22 protein-coding genes are annotated in these 17164 nt (G+C 59.8%); 5 read left to right on the top strand and 17 right to left on the bottom strand.

Translation table 11 applies throughout. The features are described from left to right. The 3 genes from NKH60_RS01935 to NKH60_RS01925 form a co-directional block, all read right to left on the bottom strand. The gene (locus NKH60_RS01935; RefSeq protein ID WP_352612482.1) at window positions 1-1056 is read right to left on the bottom strand and encodes an alpha/beta fold hydrolase; all 1056 of its coding nucleotides are present in this window, start codon (window positions 1054-1056) and stop codon (window positions 1-3) included. A 345-nt stretch (window positions 1057-1401) separates the two neighbouring features. Then, the gene (locus tag NKH60_RS01930; protein WP_352612480.1) at window positions 1402-1662 is read right to left on the bottom strand and encodes a glutathione S-transferase C-terminal domain-containing protein; all 261 of its coding nucleotides are present in this window, start codon (window positions 1660-1662) and stop codon (window positions 1402-1404) included. A 22-nt stretch (window positions 1663-1684) separates the two neighbouring features. After that, window positions 1685-1978: a glutathione S-transferase N-terminal domain-containing protein gene (locus tag NKH60_RS01925; RefSeq protein WP_352612478.1), complete on the bottom strand. Its 294-nt coding sequence runs from the start codon at window positions 1976-1978 to the stop codon at window positions 1685-1687. A 429-nt stretch (window positions 1979-2407) separates the two neighbouring features. On the opposite strand from NKH60_RS01925, the gene petA reads away from it, so the two are divergent. From petA to NKH60_RS01905, 4 genes are read left to right on the top strand one after another with little or no spacing between them, the layout of a single operon-like run. Continuing rightward, complete coding sequence (gene petA / locus NKH60_RS01920) at window positions 2408-2917, top strand: ubiquinol-cytochrome c reductase iron-sulfur subunit (RefSeq protein WP_352612476.1); 510 nt, start codon at window positions 2408-2410, stop codon at window positions 2915-2917. A gap of 16 nt (window positions 2918-2933) precedes the next feature. After that, a complete protein-coding gene (locus tag NKH60_RS01915) occupies window positions 2934-4229 on the top strand; it encodes a cytochrome b (RefSeq protein WP_352612474.1) in 1296 nt (431 codons plus the stop codon). Window positions 4230-4252: 23 nt separating this feature from the next. After that, entirely contained in the window at window positions 4253-5770 is a 1518-nt protein-coding gene (locus NKH60_RS01910) for a mechanosensitive ion channel family protein (RefSeq protein WP_352470603.1), read from the top strand. A gap of 26 nt (window positions 5771-5796) precedes the next feature. After that, window positions 5797-6708, top strand: a complete 912-nt coding sequence (locus tag NKH60_RS01905; RefSeq protein WP_352612471.1) for a pirin family protein — start codon at window positions 5797-5799, stop codon at window positions 6706-6708. Between the two features lie 67 nt (window positions 6709-6775). On the opposite strand, the gene NKH60_RS01900 is transcribed toward NKH60_RS01905, so the two are convergent. From NKH60_RS01900 to NKH60_RS01860, 9 genes are all read right to left on the bottom strand, one after another. Then, the gene (locus NKH60_RS01900; RefSeq protein WP_352612469.1) at window positions 6776-7207 is read right to left on the bottom strand and encodes a DUF1810 domain-containing protein; all 432 of its coding nucleotides are present in this window, start codon (window positions 7205-7207) and stop codon (window positions 6776-6778) included. A 42-nt stretch (window positions 7208-7249) separates the two neighbouring features. Further along, complete coding sequence (locus tag NKH60_RS01895) at window positions 7250-7531, bottom strand: GNAT family N-acetyltransferase (protein ID WP_352449832.1); 282 nt, start codon at window positions 7529-7531, stop codon at window positions 7250-7252. Window positions 7532-7585: 54 nt separating this feature from the next. Next, on the bottom strand, window positions 7586-8320 hold the full coding sequence (locus NKH60_RS01890) for a sensor histidine kinase (RefSeq protein WP_352612467.1): 735 nt from the start codon (window positions 8318-8320) through the stop codon (window positions 7586-7588). A 127-nt stretch (window positions 8321-8447) separates the two neighbouring features. After that, on the bottom strand, window positions 8448-8885 hold the full coding sequence (locus tag NKH60_RS01885) for a CBS domain-containing protein (protein WP_352612465.1): 438 nt from the start codon (window positions 8883-8885) through the stop codon (window positions 8448-8450). 137 nt (window positions 8886-9022) lie between these two features. Beyond that, window positions 9023-9544: a carboxymuconolactone decarboxylase family protein gene (locus NKH60_RS01880; protein ID WP_352449835.1), complete on the bottom strand. Its 522-nt coding sequence runs from the start codon at window positions 9542-9544 to the stop codon at window positions 9023-9025. A 266-nt stretch (window positions 9545-9810) separates the two neighbouring features. Then, the gene (locus NKH60_RS01875; RefSeq protein ID WP_352681194.1) at window positions 9811-10458 is read right to left on the bottom strand and encodes an HD domain-containing protein; all 648 of its coding nucleotides are present in this window, start codon (window positions 10456-10458) and stop codon (window positions 9811-9813) included. A 51-nt stretch (window positions 10459-10509) separates the two neighbouring features. Next, window positions 10510-10911 (bottom strand): cupin domain-containing protein, encoded by a 402-nt coding sequence (locus tag NKH60_RS01870; protein ID WP_352470610.1) that lies wholly within the window; start codon window positions 10909-10911, stop codon window positions 10510-10512. 46 nt (window positions 10912-10957) lie between these two features. Further along, window positions 10958-11716 (bottom strand): SDR family oxidoreductase, encoded by a 759-nt coding sequence (locus NKH60_RS01865; protein WP_352470611.1) that lies wholly within the window; start codon window positions 11714-11716, stop codon window positions 10958-10960. 66 nt (window positions 11717-11782) lie between these two features. Then, window positions 11783-12574 carry an alpha/beta fold hydrolase gene (locus NKH60_RS01860; protein WP_352612461.1) on the bottom strand — a complete coding sequence of 264 codons (792 nt, stop codon included), beginning with the start codon at window positions 12572-12574 and terminating at the stop codon, window positions 11783-11785. Window positions 12575-12944: 370 nt separating this feature from the next. Here NKH60_RS01860 and NKH60_RS01855 point away from each other — a divergent pair, with 370 nt between their 5' ends. Next, on the top strand, window positions 12945-13172 hold the full coding sequence (locus NKH60_RS01855) for a DUF680 domain-containing protein (RefSeq protein WP_352612459.1): 228 nt from the start codon (window positions 12945-12947) through the stop codon (window positions 13170-13172). Between the two features lie 266 nt (window positions 13173-13438). Here NKH60_RS01855 and NKH60_RS01850 read toward each other — a convergent pair whose 3' ends face one another. The 5 genes from NKH60_RS01850 to NKH60_RS01830 all read right to left on the bottom strand — a co-directional run bounded on the left by NKH60_RS01850 (window position 13439) and on the right by NKH60_RS01830 (window position 17164). Then, entirely contained in the window at window positions 13439-14188 is a 750-nt protein-coding gene (locus tag NKH60_RS01850) for a glucose 1-dehydrogenase (protein WP_352612457.1), read from the bottom strand. 113 nt (window positions 14189-14301) lie between these two features. Further along, on the bottom strand, window positions 14302-14547 hold the full coding sequence (locus tag NKH60_RS01845; protein WP_352470615.1) for a hypothetical protein: 246 nt from the start codon (window positions 14545-14547) through the stop codon (window positions 14302-14304). Window positions 14548-14560: 13 nt separating this feature from the next. Further along, a complete protein-coding gene (locus NKH60_RS01840; RefSeq protein WP_502893737.1) occupies window positions 14561-15541 on the bottom strand; it encodes an alpha/beta fold hydrolase in 981 nt (326 codons plus the stop codon). Between the two features lie 560 nt (window positions 15542-16101). Further along, entirely contained in the window at window positions 16102-16785 is a 684-nt protein-coding gene (locus NKH60_RS01835; protein WP_031211078.1) for a response regulator transcription factor, read from the bottom strand. After that, window positions 16775-17164, bottom strand: a complete 390-nt coding sequence (locus NKH60_RS01830; protein ID WP_352470617.1) for a response regulator — start codon at window positions 17162-17164, stop codon at window positions 16775-16777. The genes NKH60_RS01835 and NKH60_RS01830 overlap by 11 nt, the downstream gene beginning before the upstream one ends.

Here is a 17164-nt window from a genome sequence, read left to right as displayed (position 1 = left end):
TCAGTATTCGCCGACGTCGATGACAGCCTGGGCAAAGGCTTGCGGGGCTTCTTGAGGCAAGTTGTGGCCGATACCGCCGGTGATGATCCGGTGCGTGTATCTGCCCGAGAATTTCTTGGCGTAGGAACTGCTGTCGGGATGGGGTGCGCCATTGGCATCGCCCTCAAGGGTAATGGTCGGCACTGTGATCACGGGAGCTTCGGCCAGCCGGTTTTCCAGAACGTCATATTCCGGCTCGCCCTGTGCCAGGCCGAGCCTCCAGCGGTAATTGTGAATGACGATGCTGACGTGATCCGGGTTGTCCAGTGCTGCGGCGCTGCGCTGGAAGATGTCATCGTCGAAATTCCACTGCGGCGAAGCGAGTTGCCAGATGAGTTTGGCGAAATCGCGCGTGTATTTCTCGTAGCCGGCGCGGCCGCGATCCGTGGCGAAGTAATACTGATACCACCATTGAAGCTCCGCCTCCGGTGCCAGCGGCACCATGCCGACCTGCTGATTTCCGATGAGATAGCCGCTCACCGAGACGATCGCGTTGCAACGCTCAGGCCAGAGCGCGGCAACGACATTGGCCGTTCGAGCGCCCCAGTCGCAGCCGGCGATCGTGGCCTTTTCGATCCCCAGCGCATCCATCAGGGCCATCGTATCCGCGGCGAGCGCCGACTGCTGGCCGTTGCGCATCGTCTCGTCCGACAGGAAGCGCGTAGTGCCGTAGCCGCGCAGGTAGGGCACAATCACGCGGTACCCCTTTGCGGCAAGCAGGGGAGCGACATCGGCGTAGGTGTGAATGTCATAAGGCCAGCCATGAAGCAGGATCACTGGGGCACCTTCGGCGGGCCCCAGCTCCGCATATCCGACGCTCAGATTTCCGGCATTGACCTGCCCGAGCGAGCCGAATGATTTCTGCGTGGCTTGCGTAGCAGATGCCCTCGCCTCGACCGTCCAAGTGGCCGCCGGCTCGCTCAAGCCGAGTTCGGTGGCGGCGAACGTCATTGCTGCAGCACCAACAATGCGCCGGCGGCGATGATCGACCGTGTCGCGAGCCTTACTCGCATTCATGATGAAGCCTCTGTAATGACCAACAAGCAGGAACGACCGGACCGCCCGCCTCATCGGCCGACAGGAAATGTTGCCTATTTCGATGGTGACTGCGGGCGGCGGACCAACCACTGTAACACTCGGCCAGGAGGCAGTGCGGCGAACTCTGAGTGAATGCCGGTCAGGTCAAGCGTTTCCTCGATTTCCCTCCTCAGAAATTCGAGACCTAGGCCGTCCCCGCGCTTGGAAGCGGCTGGATGTAGATGTAGCATCCGCAGGAACGGCAGCATGAGAATGACTCCTGATCTTCTGTTTGGGCGAGAGGACATGTTGCATCTGGTCTTATGCTCGAAGTCGCCCTCGGCTTCAGACGAGGCCCTCACGATCCATTGCGATGCGCACGGCCGGTCGGGCAGCCATTCGGACGCGAAGGGCTTGCAAAGGCGCGGGAACAGGGACTTGGAAGCGGGCCGCCCAAAGCAGCATCACGAAAAGATAAAAATCCGCGACGCTGGGCTTGTCGCCGAACAGATAGTCGGTCTCGAGCCCGTCAGCGACGAACTCGAGTTGGCTCGTAATCGTCGCGCTCGCCCTGGCCTTTTCGGCATCGCTGCTTTGGTGCCACATCGGCTTGAAGCTTCGGTGTATTTCAGTTGAGACGTAGGTCAGCGCTTCGAGAAGGCGGGTACGGCCCCGCCACTGCCAGTGGCGGGTATTGCGACGCAATCCAGTCGAGGACGGCGATATTTTCCGTCAGCGTTTCGCCGCTATCCAGCACGAGGGCTGGAACATAGCCCTTGCGCGTGACGGTAGTGAAATCATCCCCGGAGCCTGTCCGTTTGGTCTTGAGGTTCACACTTTCGCGCTCGAAGGAAACACCGGCCTCTTCCAGAGCGATGTGGTCCGCCAGGCTGCAGGCGAGAGGGCTGTAGTAGAGTTTCACCGCTTTTCCCTTTCTGAACCCGATTGAATCCCGCAATTGGTCGTCGCCGAGCGGAAAACCTGCCCCGCGCCACGCGAGACAACCGCTCCAGAAACTCGCACTTGGCGGAGACGACGACTACGACACCGACAGCTAGACGTGCCTATGCCGAGGTATGGTCGGGTGAAGTTCGGGATCGCTGTGCGCAATGCCGGGACGTATGCCAGCTCAGCGGCCAACGGTTATCTGGAGGAATCCAGAACCTTCCATGATGGCATCATCGCCAGCCCGGCCAGTCCTTCGCTCAGGAAATCCTAAACGAAAGTATTGGACGCACGTGCCGTTGGCACGATGGCTCACACCCGGCCACGGCCGGCATATTCCGCGCGGCACGAGCAGACTGGAAACGCGAAAGCCGTGGTCTGCTTTTGCTCGATTGCCACCAACGCGATGACGCAGCTTCCGACAATAGGAGTCGCCATCATGGCCGACCTTTCCGAAACCTCCACAGCCGAGCACACATTGCGCGTCGAGGCGCCCGCCGCGATCGAGGTCGACGTCTCCTCGCTGACGCCGGGAACGTCGCTGATCATCGACTGGCACGGCAAACCGGTTGTCGTGCGCAACCGCACCGAAAAAGAGAGGAAGGACGGCCAGGCAGTCAGTCTCGCCGAGCTCAAGGATCCAATTGCCCGCAACGCCAACCTGCCGGCCGATGCGCCGGCAACCGACGCCAATCGAACTATGCCGGGCAAGGAAGCCTGGGTGGTGATGATCCAGGTCTGCACCCATCTTGGCTGCATCCCGCATGGTCAGGAAGGCGATTTCGACGGCTGGTTCTGCCCCTGCCATGGTTCGCAATACGACACCGCCGGCCGCGTCCGGAAGGGGCCGGCACCCGAGAACATGGCGGTGCCGGTGTTCCAATTCGTTTCCGACACCAAGATCCGTATCGGCTGAGGCAGGGGGCATTTCGATGAGCGGCGGCAAACACTCGACCTATACGCCCAAAACCAGAATCGAACGTTGGTTCGACGCCCGCCTGCCGCTGCCGCGGCTGGTCTATGACAGCTTCATCGTCTATCCCGTCCCGCGCAACCTGAACTATGCCTATACGTTCGGCGGTATTCTCACGATCATGCTGGTTTCACAGATCCTGACCGGCATCGTGCTTGCGATGCATTACGCCCCTGATACGGGGCTGGCCTTCAACTCGGTCGAGCAGATCATGCGCGACGTGAATTCGGGCTGGCTGCTGCGCTATCTCCATTCCAACGGCGCGTCGTTCTTCTTCATTGCCGTCTACATCCACATCTGCCGCGGGCTTTACTACGGCTCCTACAAGGCGCCGCGTGAGCTGCTGTGGGTGCTCGGTTGCACCAACCTCCTGCTGATGATGGCGACGGCCTTCATGGGCTACGTGCTGCCTTGGGGACAGATGTCGTTCTGGGGCGCTACTGTCATCACCAGCTTCTTCACCGCCGTCCCACTGATCGGCGACTGGCTCCAGCAGCTTTTGCTCGGCGGCTTCGCGGTCGATAATCCGACGCTGAACCGTTTCTTTGCGCTGCATTACCTGCTGCCATTTGTGCTTGTGGGCGTGGTGACCTTGCATATCTGGGCGCTTCACGTCGTCGGCCAGAACAATCCGACCGGCATCGAAGTCAAATCGAAAACCGATGTCGTGGACTTCACGCCTTATGCCACCGTCAAAGATGCCTTCGGCATCCTCGTGTTCCTGTTCTTCTTCGCCTATTTCGTCTTCTACCTGCCGAACTACCTCGGCCATCCCGACAACAACAGCATCGCCAATCCGCTGAAGACGCCGGCCCACATCGTGCCGGAATGGTACTTCCTGCCGTTTTACGCGATCCTGCGGGCCATCACCTTCAATATCGGGCCGATCGATTCCAAGCTCGGCGGCGTGCTCGCGATGTTCGGCTCGATCGCCGTGCTGTTCCTGGTGCCGTGGCTCGACACCTCGAAGGTGCGCTCGGCGGTCTATCGGCCCTGGTACAGGGTGCTCTTCTGGCTGTTCGTTGCCAATGCCCTCTTTCTCGGCTGGCTCGGCTCCCGGCCGGCGGAAGGCGCATACGTCGTCATGTCCCAACTGGCGACGCTTTACTATTTTGCGTTCTTCATCATCGCCATGCCGGTGCTCGGGCTGATCGAAAAGCCGCGACGGCTGCCGAATTCGATCACCGAAGCAGTTCTCGAAAAAGACAAGGCCAGCGCCAGAGGCCCGATCGCCGGGCCGGAGACCAAACGTTGAACCGGGCATCGCGGTGATCGTTCATGAACTGGTGGAACTCTCCTCTGGTCTACATCGTGTTGCTCGGCCTCGCCGGGATCGTCGTTTGGTCTCTCATCCCCAGACGCTTCGCCAATGCGAAGCTGGTCGTCCAACTCGCCTTTTTCGTCGCGATGTCGGCCATGGTTCTCCACCTGCGCGTCGTGCCGTACGAGGCCGCAGGGGACAACGAGACAACCGGAGGAGCGATCCTCATCGGCTCGGTCAAGCTGCTCTGGTGGGTTCACCTTGCCTGGGCGCTGATCGGATTTGTCCGTATCTATCTCGTCTTCGAGCGAAAGCCGCGCGAGGCACGTCTCCTGCAGGACGTCGTGGTCGGTGTCGTCTACGCTGGAATGTTCCTGTCGATCCTGGCGTTTGTCTTTGCAGTGCCGGTCGGAACGCTCATTGCCACGTCGGGCGTGTTTGCCGTCATCCTGGGACTGGCGCTCCAGAATACGCTTGGTGACGTATTTTCGGCGATCGCGCTTAACCTCGGCCGCCCTTACGTGCTTGGAAACTGGATCATTCTGGGCGACGGAACCGAAGGCCGCGTTATCGAGACCAATTGGCGGTCGACCCAACTTCTGACCCCGACACACAATGTCGTGGCGCTGCCAAACAGCCTTCTCGCCAAGATCGGGGTAACAAATCTAAGCGGTCCGGACGAGAGCCATGGACTTGCCGTAACCGTCAAGGTGGCGCCAACGAAGACGCCGGCGATCATCGTAGACCTCATGCGCACTGTCTTGCTGAGCTGCAATTCGATCCTCCAGGACCCTTCGCCTTCGGTCACCATCAGAAGCCTGGATGCCACAGCTATCGAGATCGAGTTGTTTTTTCGCGTCGCAAGTATCGACCAGCGAAGTGCCGCTCGGAACGAAATCTTCGATCTCATTTATCGCCATTCAAAGTCGACCGGCATGCTGCTGGCGGAGCCATTTTCAGGCTCGATTGCCATGACCAACCGGCCGGGCCACGAGACGGCGGCCTCCCAAGGCTTCACCCCGATCGAACTCATCAATTCCATACCGGTATTCTCGGCGCTAACGGATACCGAGCAGGGTTCGCTCGCCAAAGCGGCCTCGGTTCGCACCTACCATAAGGGCGAAATCATCGCACGACAGGGAGAGATGCTGCCGTCGCTCATGATCGTTCGGACGGGCGTCATCGTCCGGCAAATTGGCGAGGACGATGATCAACTGCAGGAGATCTCCCGGCTTGCACCTGGCGATTTCTTCGGCGAGACCGGCTTGCTCGCCGGTATTGGCGAGATGTCGAGTTTGCGGGCAATGACCCCTGTCACGGTTTACGACATAGACCAGGAAAGCTTTGCGCCGCTGCTGCACGACAGGCCCGAAATGGCCGAAGATCTTGCCGCGATCCTGTCGATGAGGGTGTCGGCTTTTAATGAAAGCGGCATCGCCGGACAGCACCACGCGAGCTCCAAATTCGCGCTCCTCAAAGCCATTCAGACAGTCTTTCGAGCCGCTTCGTTCAAGCGCGTTCGAGCACCTGGCTGACAAGGCATGCAGAAGGACAGAGATCCATGACCATCCGCCAAAGCGGTATCACAGGCATCGATACACTCATCCAGCCAGCTATCCGTGATTTTGCGGACGGACTGAAGATAAGGCGCGTATTGCCGTCCTCGGATCGCCTGATGATCGGGCCCTTCATCCTGTTCGACCATTTCGGCCCCGCTATATTCGACGCAGGTCACGGTTTCGATATGGGACCGCATCCGCATATCGGCGTTGCGGCCGTGACCTACCTGATCGATGGCGAGATCGTCCATCGCGACAATTTGGGAAAAGTGCAGACCATCCGTCCTGGCGAGGTCAACTGGATGACGGCCGGGTCGGGCATCGTCCATTCCGAGCGCACGCCACCGGAAGTCCGGGCGTCGGCAAGCAATCTCTTCGGCGCTCAGGCTTGGATCGCCCTCCCCTCCCGCTATGAAGAAATTGCCGCCGACGTCGCACATTTTGGCGCTCCCGAAATACCGAGGATCTGTGCCGACGGCGTCGAGTTTACGTTGATCGCCGGCGCGTCCGACGGGTTGGTCTCGCCGGTAAGGACGTTCTCCGACATGGTCTATGCCGAAATTGTGCTCACGAGCGGTGCGCGCTACCAGGTGAAACCCGAACACCGTGAGCGTGCGATCTACATCGTCGCCGGTGAGGTTGGAATTGTCGGCCAACTCGGTACGTTTCATGAGGCCGAATTAGTAGCTCTGGCGCCCGGCGCTGAGATTGTGCTGCAGGCGCCTGCCTTCCATGCGGCGAGACTGATGTTGATAGGAGGTGAGCCCCTGGCCGAGCCACGTCGTATCTATTGGAACTTCGTCTCCTCTTCAGCCGAACGGATCGAGCAGGCAAAGGCGGATTGGCGCGAACGCCGCTTCCCCGGCGTGCCGGGAGAGCACGAGCTCATGCCTCTACCAGATGGCAGCGTGTGAGGGATAAGGCAGCGGATGGTGACCTCAGCGCCGCGACAGCTTTACGCCGGGTGGCGCAGGCAGACCACTACGACATCAAGTAGAGATCGTTCATCGTTTCCTCATCGAGCAAACCGTCGAACCAGACGTCGAAGATTGTCTCGAGCAGGAACTCGTCGTTGCTTGCTTCGGAAAACAGCGTGAGGGACGCGTGCAACTTCTTCGCATCAACGTCACCGAAGACAGCGCGAGCGCTTAGGCCGGAGAGCCGTTGCAGGGTGCCAACGCATTCCCGATAACGGCCTCCGAGGATCGGAAACGAGAGATAGGCGCTGGCTTCGTCGAGCGATGTGATTGCATATGGCTCAGGCGCTGTACCACTTCGCCTTGTGGCCAACCTTGGGCAGATGAACTCCATGTAGGGAGTGCACATCATCCCTCGACGTAGAATGGCCAGCGCGTCGTCGTAGACCGGATCCTGTGCGCTGACGAATCTCTGCAAATCATACTCGTCAGGCATTTGGATAGATCCTTGGGAAACCCTCAACATTCGTGCCCATGACTAGCCGCCGACGACATCTGCATAGTCCGGGTGCTTGGCGAAAAAGCGGCTCATGAAGGGACATTTCAAGATCGCTTTACGGCCGGTCTTGCGGAGCAGTTCGAAGGTTCCTTGGGCCAATTGCGACGCGATCCCTTGTCCGGAAAATTCCGACGGGACTTCGGTGTGTATCAGCGCAACCTTCCCGCCCTCGAGCCGATAATAGGCCGCCGCAAACATATCGCCGGCGATCGGCAGCTCGAAACGGTGCTGTTGGACGTTTTCGACGACTTGTGCATCCATCTTTATCTCTCGATTGTATGTCACGTTTGTCACCGGAGGCAGATTGGCGGGCCGCTATCGCATCGCAGGCAACCGCAGAGTGACGGTCGTGCCTGCCCCAAGTGTGCTCTGAATATCGATGCTTCCGCCTGATTGCTCGGCAAAGTGCTTCACCATCGGCAAACCGACGCCGCCGAGGCCTTCGCTTTTGGTGGTGAAGAACGGATCGAAGGCGCAGACCATCGTCTCGCTGGTCATCCCGATACCGTTGTCCGCGACGCGGATGTCTACCTGACCGGCGGCAGAGTTTTCAGAGGCCAAGCCGGCATCGATCGAGATGAAACCGCCGTCAGGCATTGCATCGCGCGCGTTGAACAGAAGATTCAGAACCGCATTTTGCAATCCAAAGCGATCGCATCTCACCAAAGGCAGGTCGGACCCAACCCGAAGCTCAAGACCGAAATTGGCATCCAAGGCGCTCCGTACGAGGGTTTCGATCTCAGCCAGGCAAGCACCTACGTTTGTGTATTCGATTTCCGCGTGGCTCTCTCGGGCCAGGCTGATGGTTTGCCGGACAAGGCCACCAGCCCGCTCCAAAGCCGTCTTGGCGCCGGCTATTACAGGCCCGAGCGCCGGAGCCGCTTGGATGCTCGGATCGCGGGCCAGGTGGTTCAACGCCGACGAGGCGACCTGAATGAGATTGCCCAGGTCATGGACGATGCCGGCCGTCGACATTTGCACGGACATACCACTTCCAGGGCCATCGGGCGGGCCGTCGAAGACATCTTCTTTTATGTCCGGACGAAACATTTCGTTCCCCGCTGGCTAAGTCGGCACCTATTGGCTTCAACACGCTATAATTTATGGCTTTTATTTTCCATTATATCTAAGAAGACGCCGATACATACTTCCGTATATTCAATCGCGAGACGATGCTCTATTGATAGCCGATCCCGCTGATGTAGTTGGCAAGCAGCCGTTCCTGCAGTTCCTCTTGTTTGAAGAGCGCCTTCATCGCATCACGGATATCGAGGACGCCTAGCGGTTTCGAGTCGGCCCCGAGCACCGGCACATTCTGCAGGCCTTGCGCGGCCATGGTCTGCCAGACTGAATGAAGATCATCATCGGGACCACAGGACACGATGGACCTGCTCATCAAAGCCGCAATCGGCGCTTCTGTTGGCCCTGAATTCGCCAGATGGCGGACAAGGTCGGACTTGCTCAGCACGCCTGCCGCCTCCCCACTGCCGTGGCACACCACGACCAGGCCTATTGCGGGCCTGGAAAGTGAGAGTGCCGCACTGCGGAGTGGAGCGTCGACATCGACCACCATGAGACGGGCCGATATTACTGGATGCAGATTGTCAATTCGCATGACGCCCTCCTGAGAGCGCCTCGCGGCCGCGGCCGCGGGGCTGGGATCGGTTCCAGTGTTGGTTGCCGAGCTCGGCGCCTTCGTCCGGCCGGTCAGAATGGCGCGCAAACAAGCGCCATTCTGACCCATTCCAAAGATTAGCTCAGTGCTGCTTTGCTCAGGCCAAACTTCGCATCGCCCGAGCCCGGGACGGGTTTGAAGCCGATATTCAGACGGTTCCAAGAGTTGACCGCCATGACAACGAAGGTCAGATCGGAGATTTCCTTCTCGGAAAGCTGCGACCTGACTCGATCGTAGATCTCGTCGGGGACACCCTGCTCGGGCAGCTTGGTCAAGACTTCCGTCCATGCCAAGGCTGCGCGCTCGCGAGGAACGAACAAGGTCGAATCCCGCCAGGCTGCCAGGTGGTAAAGGCGCAGTTCGCGCTCGCCATGGATCTTCGCCTGTTTGACGTGCATATCGAGGCAGAAGGTGCACCCGTTCAGCTGCGCGGCTCGGACTGCAACAAGGTCGCGGATTGGCTCTTCGATCGACCCCTCTCGCGTCGCACCAAGAAATTCAATAAATTTCTTTAGAAGTTCCGGCGACTGCTCCGCATAACTCGCGCGTTGGGCGACGGCTTTTCCTTTCGGAGCGACCGGTGGCGCTGCAATATTCATTACTTATCTCCTTGAGGTGTTTGCAATCCATTGCAGCGTAAGGATGACCGATGAGAGGAACTGTTGCTATCGTGCCGATGATATGTATTGCCACTCGATTGGGCTGGGGCGCCTAAACCGAAGTATAGGAGGTGGAAATTGGCACCTGACCGCTGCCCTCGGCAATTCGCTTTGCCGCATGCATCCGACAGACGCACAGCGTTTGGGTCACTTGAAGGGCAAGGCTGAACCGACCGGTGTCGATAGAACCTGGATCGAAACTGCGTTCACTCTTCAAAGGGAGCGTTCATCACAAGATCAACTGCCGAAGTCGCCTTGTAGCCTGAAACAAAGCGCTCGCCGAAGTCCCGGGCAAAGTTGTCGTAGGTGGTTTCGGGCCTGATCTCGGCGATATGGCAAAAGCATCGCGTCATCCGCCGCTTCATCCCGAGGCGCGGAAATTCGCCAACGATCTTTGCAATCTCGGCTGACGAAACGAGGCTGTATTGCAAGCCGACGACATCGAGGCAGATGCCGGCTGTGCACAGCGCCACCTCAGCCTCCTTGTAGAGGCCAATCGACGGCGTCGAGTTGAGGGCGACGCTGTCCCAGATCAATTGGGCGCGCCGCTCGTCGAAGCCGCCCTCCCGAACGAAGGCGCGGGCGAGATCGGCGCCTTCCACTTCGAAACGGCGCGGCCCGGCGAAGTCCTCATTGAGCGTGACGTCATGCAACAGGGTTGCAACCGCAACAACCTCCGCGTCGTGCTGGATATTCTGAATCTGTCCGATCCGGGCCGCGAAAAGCCAGGATCGGACCACGTGGTTGAACAGGTAGGGTTCACATCGAGCGCGGGCATGTTCGATCGCTCGGCCAACAAGCGGAGTATCGGGGACCAAAATCCCCGCAAGTGTGCGGATGGCGATCGAATTCATGTCACTGACCGTCCCTTCGCGTACGCCCCGATGGTCCTGGGGGCTACGATTTCATTTCGCGTTCGTCGTCAGTTCCGTCTCGCTGGTGTCGACGACGAAAATAGCAAGCAGACGAGCGCCTTCCGTCTTGCTGGCGTTTTCGCTGACGGCATGACGGTCGCCAGGGAATTCCGAGAAACTCTCGCCGGCGCGATAAGTCTTCACCGGCCCGTCATTGACCTGGCTTCGGATCGCCCCCTGCAGGACCGTGGCATAGATGAACGCGGATTTGGGATGGGTATGAGCCGGCGACGTACCCCCAGGCGCGTACTCGACGAGCACGGCTTTCATGCTCTTGCCGGGCACGTTTGGCAGAGCCTGGTCGTAGACAAGCTTCACGCTGGCGGCGTCATTGGCCATTGCTGCGGTGACGGAAGCGGCGGTGAGCGCGGCGCAGAGAAGTGTTTTGATCATGTCTGGTCTCCTTGTTGTGCGAATGGCGGGCCTATCCGATGATTACTTACTTCGGTGGTGTGTATCGGCTGAGCCAATCATCGAAACGCACGGCGCCGATGCGCGCGTTCTCGCCGGGCACCAGCGTTCGATCGTCGATTGCCACTTGGCCGTAGTAGAGCGCGCCGGGATCCGGGACGACTTTGCGCGGGTCCTTGGTGGCCTTCAGGAAGCGCTCGACAAGTTCGCTCATGCGAACACGCTCCGGGCCGGCAATTTCGATCATGCCGTTCAACGGCGCGGCAAGCGCGACGTCCGCCATCGCATCGGCAACATTATCAGCCGCCATGGGTTGGAAGTAGGCCGGCGACATATGAATGGTATCCCCGACGGCGCCCGTGTTTGCGATGGCGGCGGTGAATTCGAAGAATTGAGTGGCGTGAACGATGGTGTAGGGAATTCCGGACTCCCTGATCAGCTTTTCCTGAAGCAACTTGCCGCGGAAATAGCCCATGCCCTGCAGCCGGTCGGTACCGACGACCGACAGCGCCACGTGATGACGGACGCCGGCGGCCGTTTCGGCGGCAAAAAGATTACGCCCGGATGCCGAGAAGAACTCCAGGGCAGCCTTTTCCTCGAACGACGGCGAGTTCGCGAGGTCGATGACGACCTGCGCACCGGCAAGCGCGGCCGCCAGACCCTCTCCCGTAACGGTGTTGACGCCCGAATTCGGCGACGCCGCAAGTACGTCGTGGCCTTTGTTTCGCAGTCTCTCCACGGTCTTTGAACCGATCAGCCCGGTTCCGCCGATGACGACGATCTTCATGTCTGGTCTCCTGGTGTTGCGTGTCTATTTTCGTTGCTCGATCGGATGCTGGGCGTTTCCGGCCTGCTACTGACTGACCGATGCAGCAGCATCCTCGATGAGTGACGTGACCTCGTCGGGATGCGAAACCATGAGCGCGTGGGACGCACCCTCGATGACGACGGTCTTTACCGCGTGCGCACGCTTGGCCATGAAGCTCATGACGGCTGCCGGGATGTTGCGGTCATCCGAGCCGTAGATCATGTAGGACGGCAGCGTCTTCCATGAGGCGACGCCCGAGGCTTCAGCCAGAGCCGCCTGCGCAACAGGGCGTTGAGTGGCAGCCATCAGCAAAGTCTGCTCTTGCGGAACGTCGGCGGCGAACTGCGCGCGGAACTTGGCCGGCTCGATGAAGAGGTCTTGTCCGCCGTCCGGCAACACGACTGGAGCAAGCGCGCTCCCCAAGGTGCTACCGGGAAACATGCTGGACAACGTAAGGCTCGATTCGCCCGTATCGGGCGCGAAACCCGCCACGTAGACCAACGCCTTCACATTGGGATTGCCATTGGCGGCCTCGGTGATGACGGGCCCGCCATAGGAATGCCCCACCAGCACGACCGGCCCGGAAACCGACCGGACGATGGCTGAGACTGCTTTCGCATCGCTGGCAACGCCGCGGAGCGGATTAGCTGCGGCTATCGCCACATAACCGTCTTTGCTGAGCTTGGTGATGACTGCATCCCAGCTCGACGATTCCGCGAAGGCGCCGTGCACCAGTACGATCGTCGGCTTGGGCTGAGAATTCGCGGCCTGCGCCATCCCGCCGCCCCACGCGGCAAGCGCTGCGGTGAGGGCCAGGACTCGAGTTATGTTTCGCATTTGCTTTCTCCCGTGTCGCCTGTGGTGACCAATGCTCAGGAGAATGCGCCGACGCGGCCCGCCAACCTATTGTGCGGAAGGGTCTGTCATACAATGCCAAGGTGCAGGGTAGGTCACCGGGGAGATCAGGTGCCCTGCAGCAAATTGAGGTATCTATGCCGGGTGTGCATTGTCGGCGGTCGCCGGAACAGACACTGAGGGCGCGCCGCAAAGCCTCCTCTCGTCAACGACATAGTCCCTGGCCTTCGGCCTGAATCGCCCAATGCCTTCGTATGGATCAAACAGCCGGACCGTCTGATCGTGTCGCTGCGTCACGACATTTATATTTGTATGGGTGAATACCATCCAAGACATCAATGGAGTTACTGAAATGAAAATGACAGTCCTTGCTGTCGCCGTGCTTGTTATTACAGCAGGAAGCGCCACTGCCGGAAGCGACCACTATGGATCAAACGGATCCCAGCAGCCTGCGACTGCGTCTTACAACATGTATACATCCTCGATCAAAAAAATGAACAATGATATCGGGGTGCCGAAAACCGTACGCAAGCCGACTGTTCCCAACGATGAATATGGCCAGGGCATCTGGGGTCACTGATCCCGACCTACAGAAAATTGAAGGACCGGGGCGAGACCTCGGTCCTTCCGCCGTATCGGCGAGCCGACTTCTCTCTTGCGCGTCGATCCCTGTAATGCGACTTGCTGCTTACGTGGCTCAATTTGCGGCACGTCGACAAAACGTCTCGCCTCCGACCTATTTGGCGCGACTCGTGCGGCAGCTTCCCGGAAAATCGTCTTGAGGATGACCGATTGCTCAGCCATTTATTCGGAAGTCTATTGGCGCGACGACATCGCAGTCGTGGCTCAGAGCACTGCCATCCCGCCGTCGACCCGCAGATTGATGCCCGTTACGAAACTGCTCGCGTCCGAGGCAAGGAACAGGGCGGCTTTTGCCAGCTCTTCCGGCTGCCCCATCCGGCCCAGGGGTATTGCCTCTGCCATCGCCTTTTCAAACAGCCCGCGCTGCTCAAACGGTATGCCTAGCTTATCGAGAATAGCCGTATCCACCGGACCTGGGCTGAGCACGTTGACCCGGATGCCGCGAGACTTCAGTTCGATCGCCCAAGCGCGCGCAAAGGCATTTATGGCCGCCTTCGAGCCCGCGTAAACAGCATGACCGTCCAGAACCTTCTCGCTGGCCAGCGAGCCTGTGAGGATGATTGCGCCGCCATTCCGCATGATCGGAATCAGCTTCTGGACGCCGAAGAAGACGCCTCGCGTATTGACGGCAAATTGCGCATCATATTCCGCCTCGGAGACGTCGGCCGAGTGCGTGATGGTGTTTATGCCGGCGTTCGCCATATAGATGTCGAGCGCCCCGAACCTCTGACGGATCTGTTGCGCTACCTCGTCATGGTGCGACACCTCGGCCACATTTCCCTGAATGCCCAGCGCGCCTGCCCCGATCTGTGCGACCGCTTCCTCGACCGCCTGCCGCCGGCGGCCGGTAATGACGACTTGCGCGCCCTCGGCCGCAAAGATTTTTGCAGCCGATAGTCCGATCCCGCTGTTCCCGCCGGTGACCACCGCGATCTTGCCCAAGAGTACGCCCATTTCGTTCCTGCCTCCGAAAAATAGCGCCGGTGCTGCTGCGATAGTCGCAACTGCTGGCCAAGAAAATTTCACGCCTAATTGAGACCGCCAAAATGAGCGGCAATCGCAAACGGCTAGCGATTGATAAACTCCCGGTGCTTAGCCAGTTTGACGTCTTGGAGAGCGCTTTGGCCATCAAGGCAGAACAAGCGCGCGGCGGCGACCCCCGACAGCGCGACGTAGTGTCGAACGCCGGCGATCGCCTCCGGGCTGCACAGGCGCAGTTGCCCGAGTGGCAGCCGTGGCGCAGCATATGTTTCGCGCCCCTGCCAGCGCTCCAGCTCGATGGCGCAGTGGTTCGGTTCCACAATCCGGGACATGAGCCGACAGAAGCTATCCTTTGATGAAGGCGAGCAGGTCAGCATTGACCTGATCTTGGTGCGTGGCCGTGATCCCGTGGGGCGCGCCGGGGTAATAGATATCCTTTGCGCCTTTGATCAATCGGGCCGACTTGACTGCCGAGTCCTTGACGGGGACGATCTGGTCGTCTTCGCCATGCAGGACGAGGGTTGGTACGTCGAATTTCTTGAGGTCCTCGGTAAAATCGGTCTCGGAGAACGCCTTGACGCTTTCGTACGCGTTCACGAGACCCGCCTGCATGCTCCAGAGCCAGAACTGATCCAGAGTCCCCTGGGAAACCTTGGCGCCTGGCCTGTTCGCGCCATAAAACAACGGTGCGAGGTCCCGGTAGTACTGCGACCGATCCTTGACGAGGCCAGCCCTTATGCCGTCGAATACCTCGATCGGCAGGCCTTCCGGATTGGCCGGCGTCTTCACCATGATCGGCGGAACAGCGGCGATAAGAACAGCCTTGGCCACCCGCTTCGTCCCGTGCCGTCCGATATAGCGAGCAACCTCGCCTCCTCCGGTCGAATGGCCGACCAGCGTGGCGTTCCGGAGATCCAGCGCCTCGATCACGGCTGCAAGATCGTCCGCATAGCCGTTCATGTCGTTGCCGGACGTGGCCTGGCTCGATCGGCCATGGCCGCGCCGGTCATGCGCAACGACGCGAAAGCCGTTATGGGCAAGAAAGAGCATCTGGCCGTCCCAGGCGTCGGAATTCAGCGGCCAGCCGTGCGAAAACGTGACGACAGGACCCTTGCCCCAATCCTTGTAGTAGATTTCGGTGCCATCCTTGGTCGTGATGGTGCTCATCGTCTTGGTTCCTTTGATTGAGGGGGAAGAGGGAAGGTTTTGTTTTCGGCTCGTTGCCGAAGCAGCGCGGGGCAGTCCGGCGGCTGCCGTAGAGATCAGGCCTGCCAACATGACATCGCGGCGAGATCCGCCGACGGAGAAAAGTCCGTCTTTGTTCATCGTGTCCATCCATGTGCTTTGAACGTCCTGCTCACCATCACGACCGTCGAGTCGGCCTGAGCGGTCGCGTTCGGGGAGGAGCGAGCGAGGAGCGGTAGAAACGCGACGGTCGTGATGGCTTGCGAGGAACAGGATGCACCGATCCGGGCCGCGAACCTACTCTACGGAGGCATCTGTCATACGATGCCAAGGTGCAGGGCAGGCACGCCGAAGATAGGGCCGGGCTAAGGCAAGCTCTTATAGACACACGTCAATTAGGCTTGGGTAGCGGCGCGGGGACCGACGCGGCATGGCCGGCGTCAGTTGCTGTTGCATGAAATGTTGCGCGTTTTTCGGTCAGGCTGGCGCTGCCAAAGAGCGCCGCTCAGTAGTAACCGATGTTTGGCGCGGGCCTTGCCGCGAAACACCAAACAGGACCACCGATGTACATCAGGATCACCCGCAGCAGGACGAGCGTATCAACAGGCAGGAAGGCCTGGGCGCGCTGAGAAAGCACCTGAAATGGCCCGGCGCGCCGGGCGATCCTATTGGATGGGGCATGGATCGGCTTGTGCCAAATTCTAGACCTCGCGCATCGGCGCGGGCAGCGTTTCCCACGCCCGGATCAGCTCACCGATGGAAGCGGCTTCCATCTTGCGCATGACATTGCCGCGGTGAAGCTTGACCGTCACTTCACTGATGCCGAGGTCGAAGGCGATCTGCTTGTTGAGGCGCCCGCGCGCCACTTCACGCAGGACCTCGCGCTCGCGCGGCGTCAGCGTCTCGACGCGCTCGATGTTGCGCTTGACGATCACGGCATCCGCCCGCCGCTTGGCATCCACCGCAATGCCGGCGATCACAGCGTCAAGCAGCGTCTGATCCCGCACCGGTTTGGTGAGAAAGTCCACGGCGCCGGCCTTCATCGCCTGGACAGTCATCGGGATGTCGCCATGCCCGGTCAGGAAGATGATGGGTTTGGGGTTGCCGTTTTTCGCAAGATGGTGCTGCAGATCGAGACCGCTCGTCCCTGGCATGCGCACGTCGAGGATCAAGCAGCCGGGGCTCTCCAACACGTCGGCGTCAAGCAATTCACGGGTTGAGGTAAAGCACACCGGCAGGAAACCCGCCGACAGGATCAATTCAGACAGCGCCTCCCGAACAGAGGCATCATCATCGACAATAATGACCAGCGGCTGCTCGGCTTCAGCCCTTCGCTGCTGTGATGACGGCGTCGATCTCGGTAAGGGCAATTGGTCAACTCTCATGTTTAGCCTCCGTTTCTGGGTTGCGCAAAGCGTCGCCGATCGCCGCAAGCAGTGCCTGGCCATCGAACGGCTTGCGGAAAAGCCTGCCAATGCCCTTGGCGCGGTGCTGATCCACTATCTCGTGGCGGCCGGTGATCAGGAACACAGGCAGATCCGGACGCGCCTTCTTGACCAAGTCGCGAAGTTCAAAGCCGTCCATGCCGGGCATCCCGATGTCGGTGATAAGCATGTCCAATCCAGACAGGCCGCTGACCAGTAACGACCCTGCCGACGAGAAGCTGCGGGCCACATAGCCGGCGGACTCCAGAAGGTCCTCCAGCGACTCGAGCAGCCTTGGGTCATCGTCGACAATCGCCACGACAGGCCTCCGCTTGCTCAC

Origin of the sequence: Mesorhizobium sp. M1006 (assembly GCF_040318825.1) — a bacterium.
Lineage (GTDB): Bacteria > Pseudomonadota > Alphaproteobacteria > Rhizobiales > Rhizobiaceae > Mesorhizobium.
The sequence above is the reverse complement of the archived record's forward strand: the minus strand, read 5'-3'. Positions and strand labels throughout refer to the sequence as shown.

Bases quoted from the DNA above. Each gene is read 5' to 3' on its own strand.
- NKH60_RS01865 (WP_352470611.1), bottom strand. From the start codon at position 11,716: ATGAAGATCGTCGTCATCGGCGGAACCGGGCTGATCGGTTCAAAGACC.
- NKH60_RS01885 (WP_352612465.1), bottom strand. From the start codon at position 8,885: ATGCGAATTGACAATCTGCATCCAGTAATATCGGCCCGTCTCATGGTG.
- petA (WP_352612476.1), top strand. From the start codon at position 2,408: ATGACGCAGCTTCCGACAATAGGAGTCGCCATCATGGCCGACCTTTCC.
- NKH60_RS01905 (WP_352612471.1), top strand. From the start codon at position 5,797: ATGACCATCCGCCAAAGCGGTATCACAGGCATCGATACACTCATCCAG.
- NKH60_RS01860 (WP_352612461.1), bottom strand. From the start codon at position 12,574: ATGCGAAACATAACTCGAGTCCTGGCCCTCACCGCAGCGCTTGCCGCG.
- NKH60_RS01895 (WP_352449832.1), bottom strand. From the start codon at position 7,531: ATGGATGCACAAGTCGTCGAAAACGTCCAACAGCACCGTTTCGAGCTG.
- NKH60_RS01910 (WP_352470603.1), top strand. From the start codon at position 4,253: ATGAACTGGTGGAACTCTCCTCTGGTCTACATCGTGTTGCTCGGCCTC.
- NKH60_RS01840 (WP_502893737.1), bottom strand. From the start codon at position 15,541: ATGAACAAAGACGGACTTTTCTCCGTCGGCGGATCTCGCCGCGATGTC.
- NKH60_RS01845 (WP_352470615.1), bottom strand. From the start codon at position 14,547: ATGTCCCGGATTGTGGAACCGAACCACTGCGCCATCGAGCTGGAGCGC.
- NKH60_RS01880 (WP_352449835.1), bottom strand. From the start codon at position 9,544: ATGAATATTGCAGCGCCACCGGTCGCTCCGAAAGGAAAAGCCGTCGCC.
- NKH60_RS01855 (WP_352612459.1), top strand. From the start codon at position 12,945: ATGAAAATGACAGTCCTTGCTGTCGCCGTGCTTGTTATTACAGCAGGA.
- NKH60_RS01915 (WP_352612474.1), top strand. From the start codon at position 2,934: ATGAGCGGCGGCAAACACTCGACCTATACGCCCAAAACCAGAATCGAA.
- NKH60_RS01835 (WP_031211078.1), bottom strand. From the start codon at position 16,785: ATGAGAGTTGACCAATTGCCCTTACCGAGATCGACGCCGTCATCACAG.
- NKH60_RS01890 (WP_352612467.1), bottom strand. From the start codon at position 8,320: ATGTTTCGTCCGGACATAAAAGAAGATGTCTTCGACGGCCCGCCCGAT.
- NKH60_RS01870 (WP_352470610.1), bottom strand. From the start codon at position 10,911: ATGATCAAAACACTTCTCTGCGCCGCGCTCACCGCCGCTTCCGTCACC.
- NKH60_RS01875 (WP_352681194.1), bottom strand. From the start codon at position 10,458: ATGAATTCGATCGCCATCCGCACACTTGCGGGGATTTTGGTCCCCGAT.
- NKH60_RS01935 (WP_352612482.1), bottom strand. From the start codon at position 1,056: ATGAATGCGAGTAAGGCTCGCGACACGGTCGATCATCGCCGCCGGCGC.
- NKH60_RS01900 (WP_352612469.1), bottom strand. From the start codon at position 7,207: ATGCCTGACGAGTATGATTTGCAGAGATTCGTCAGCGCACAGGATCCG.
- NKH60_RS01930 (WP_352612480.1), bottom strand. From the start codon at position 1,662: ATGTGGCACCAAAGCAGCGATGCCGAAAAGGCCAGGGCGAGCGCGACG.
- NKH60_RS01850 (WP_352612457.1), bottom strand. From the start codon at position 14,188: ATGGGCGTACTCTTGGGCAAGATCGCGGTGGTCACCGGCGGGAACAGC.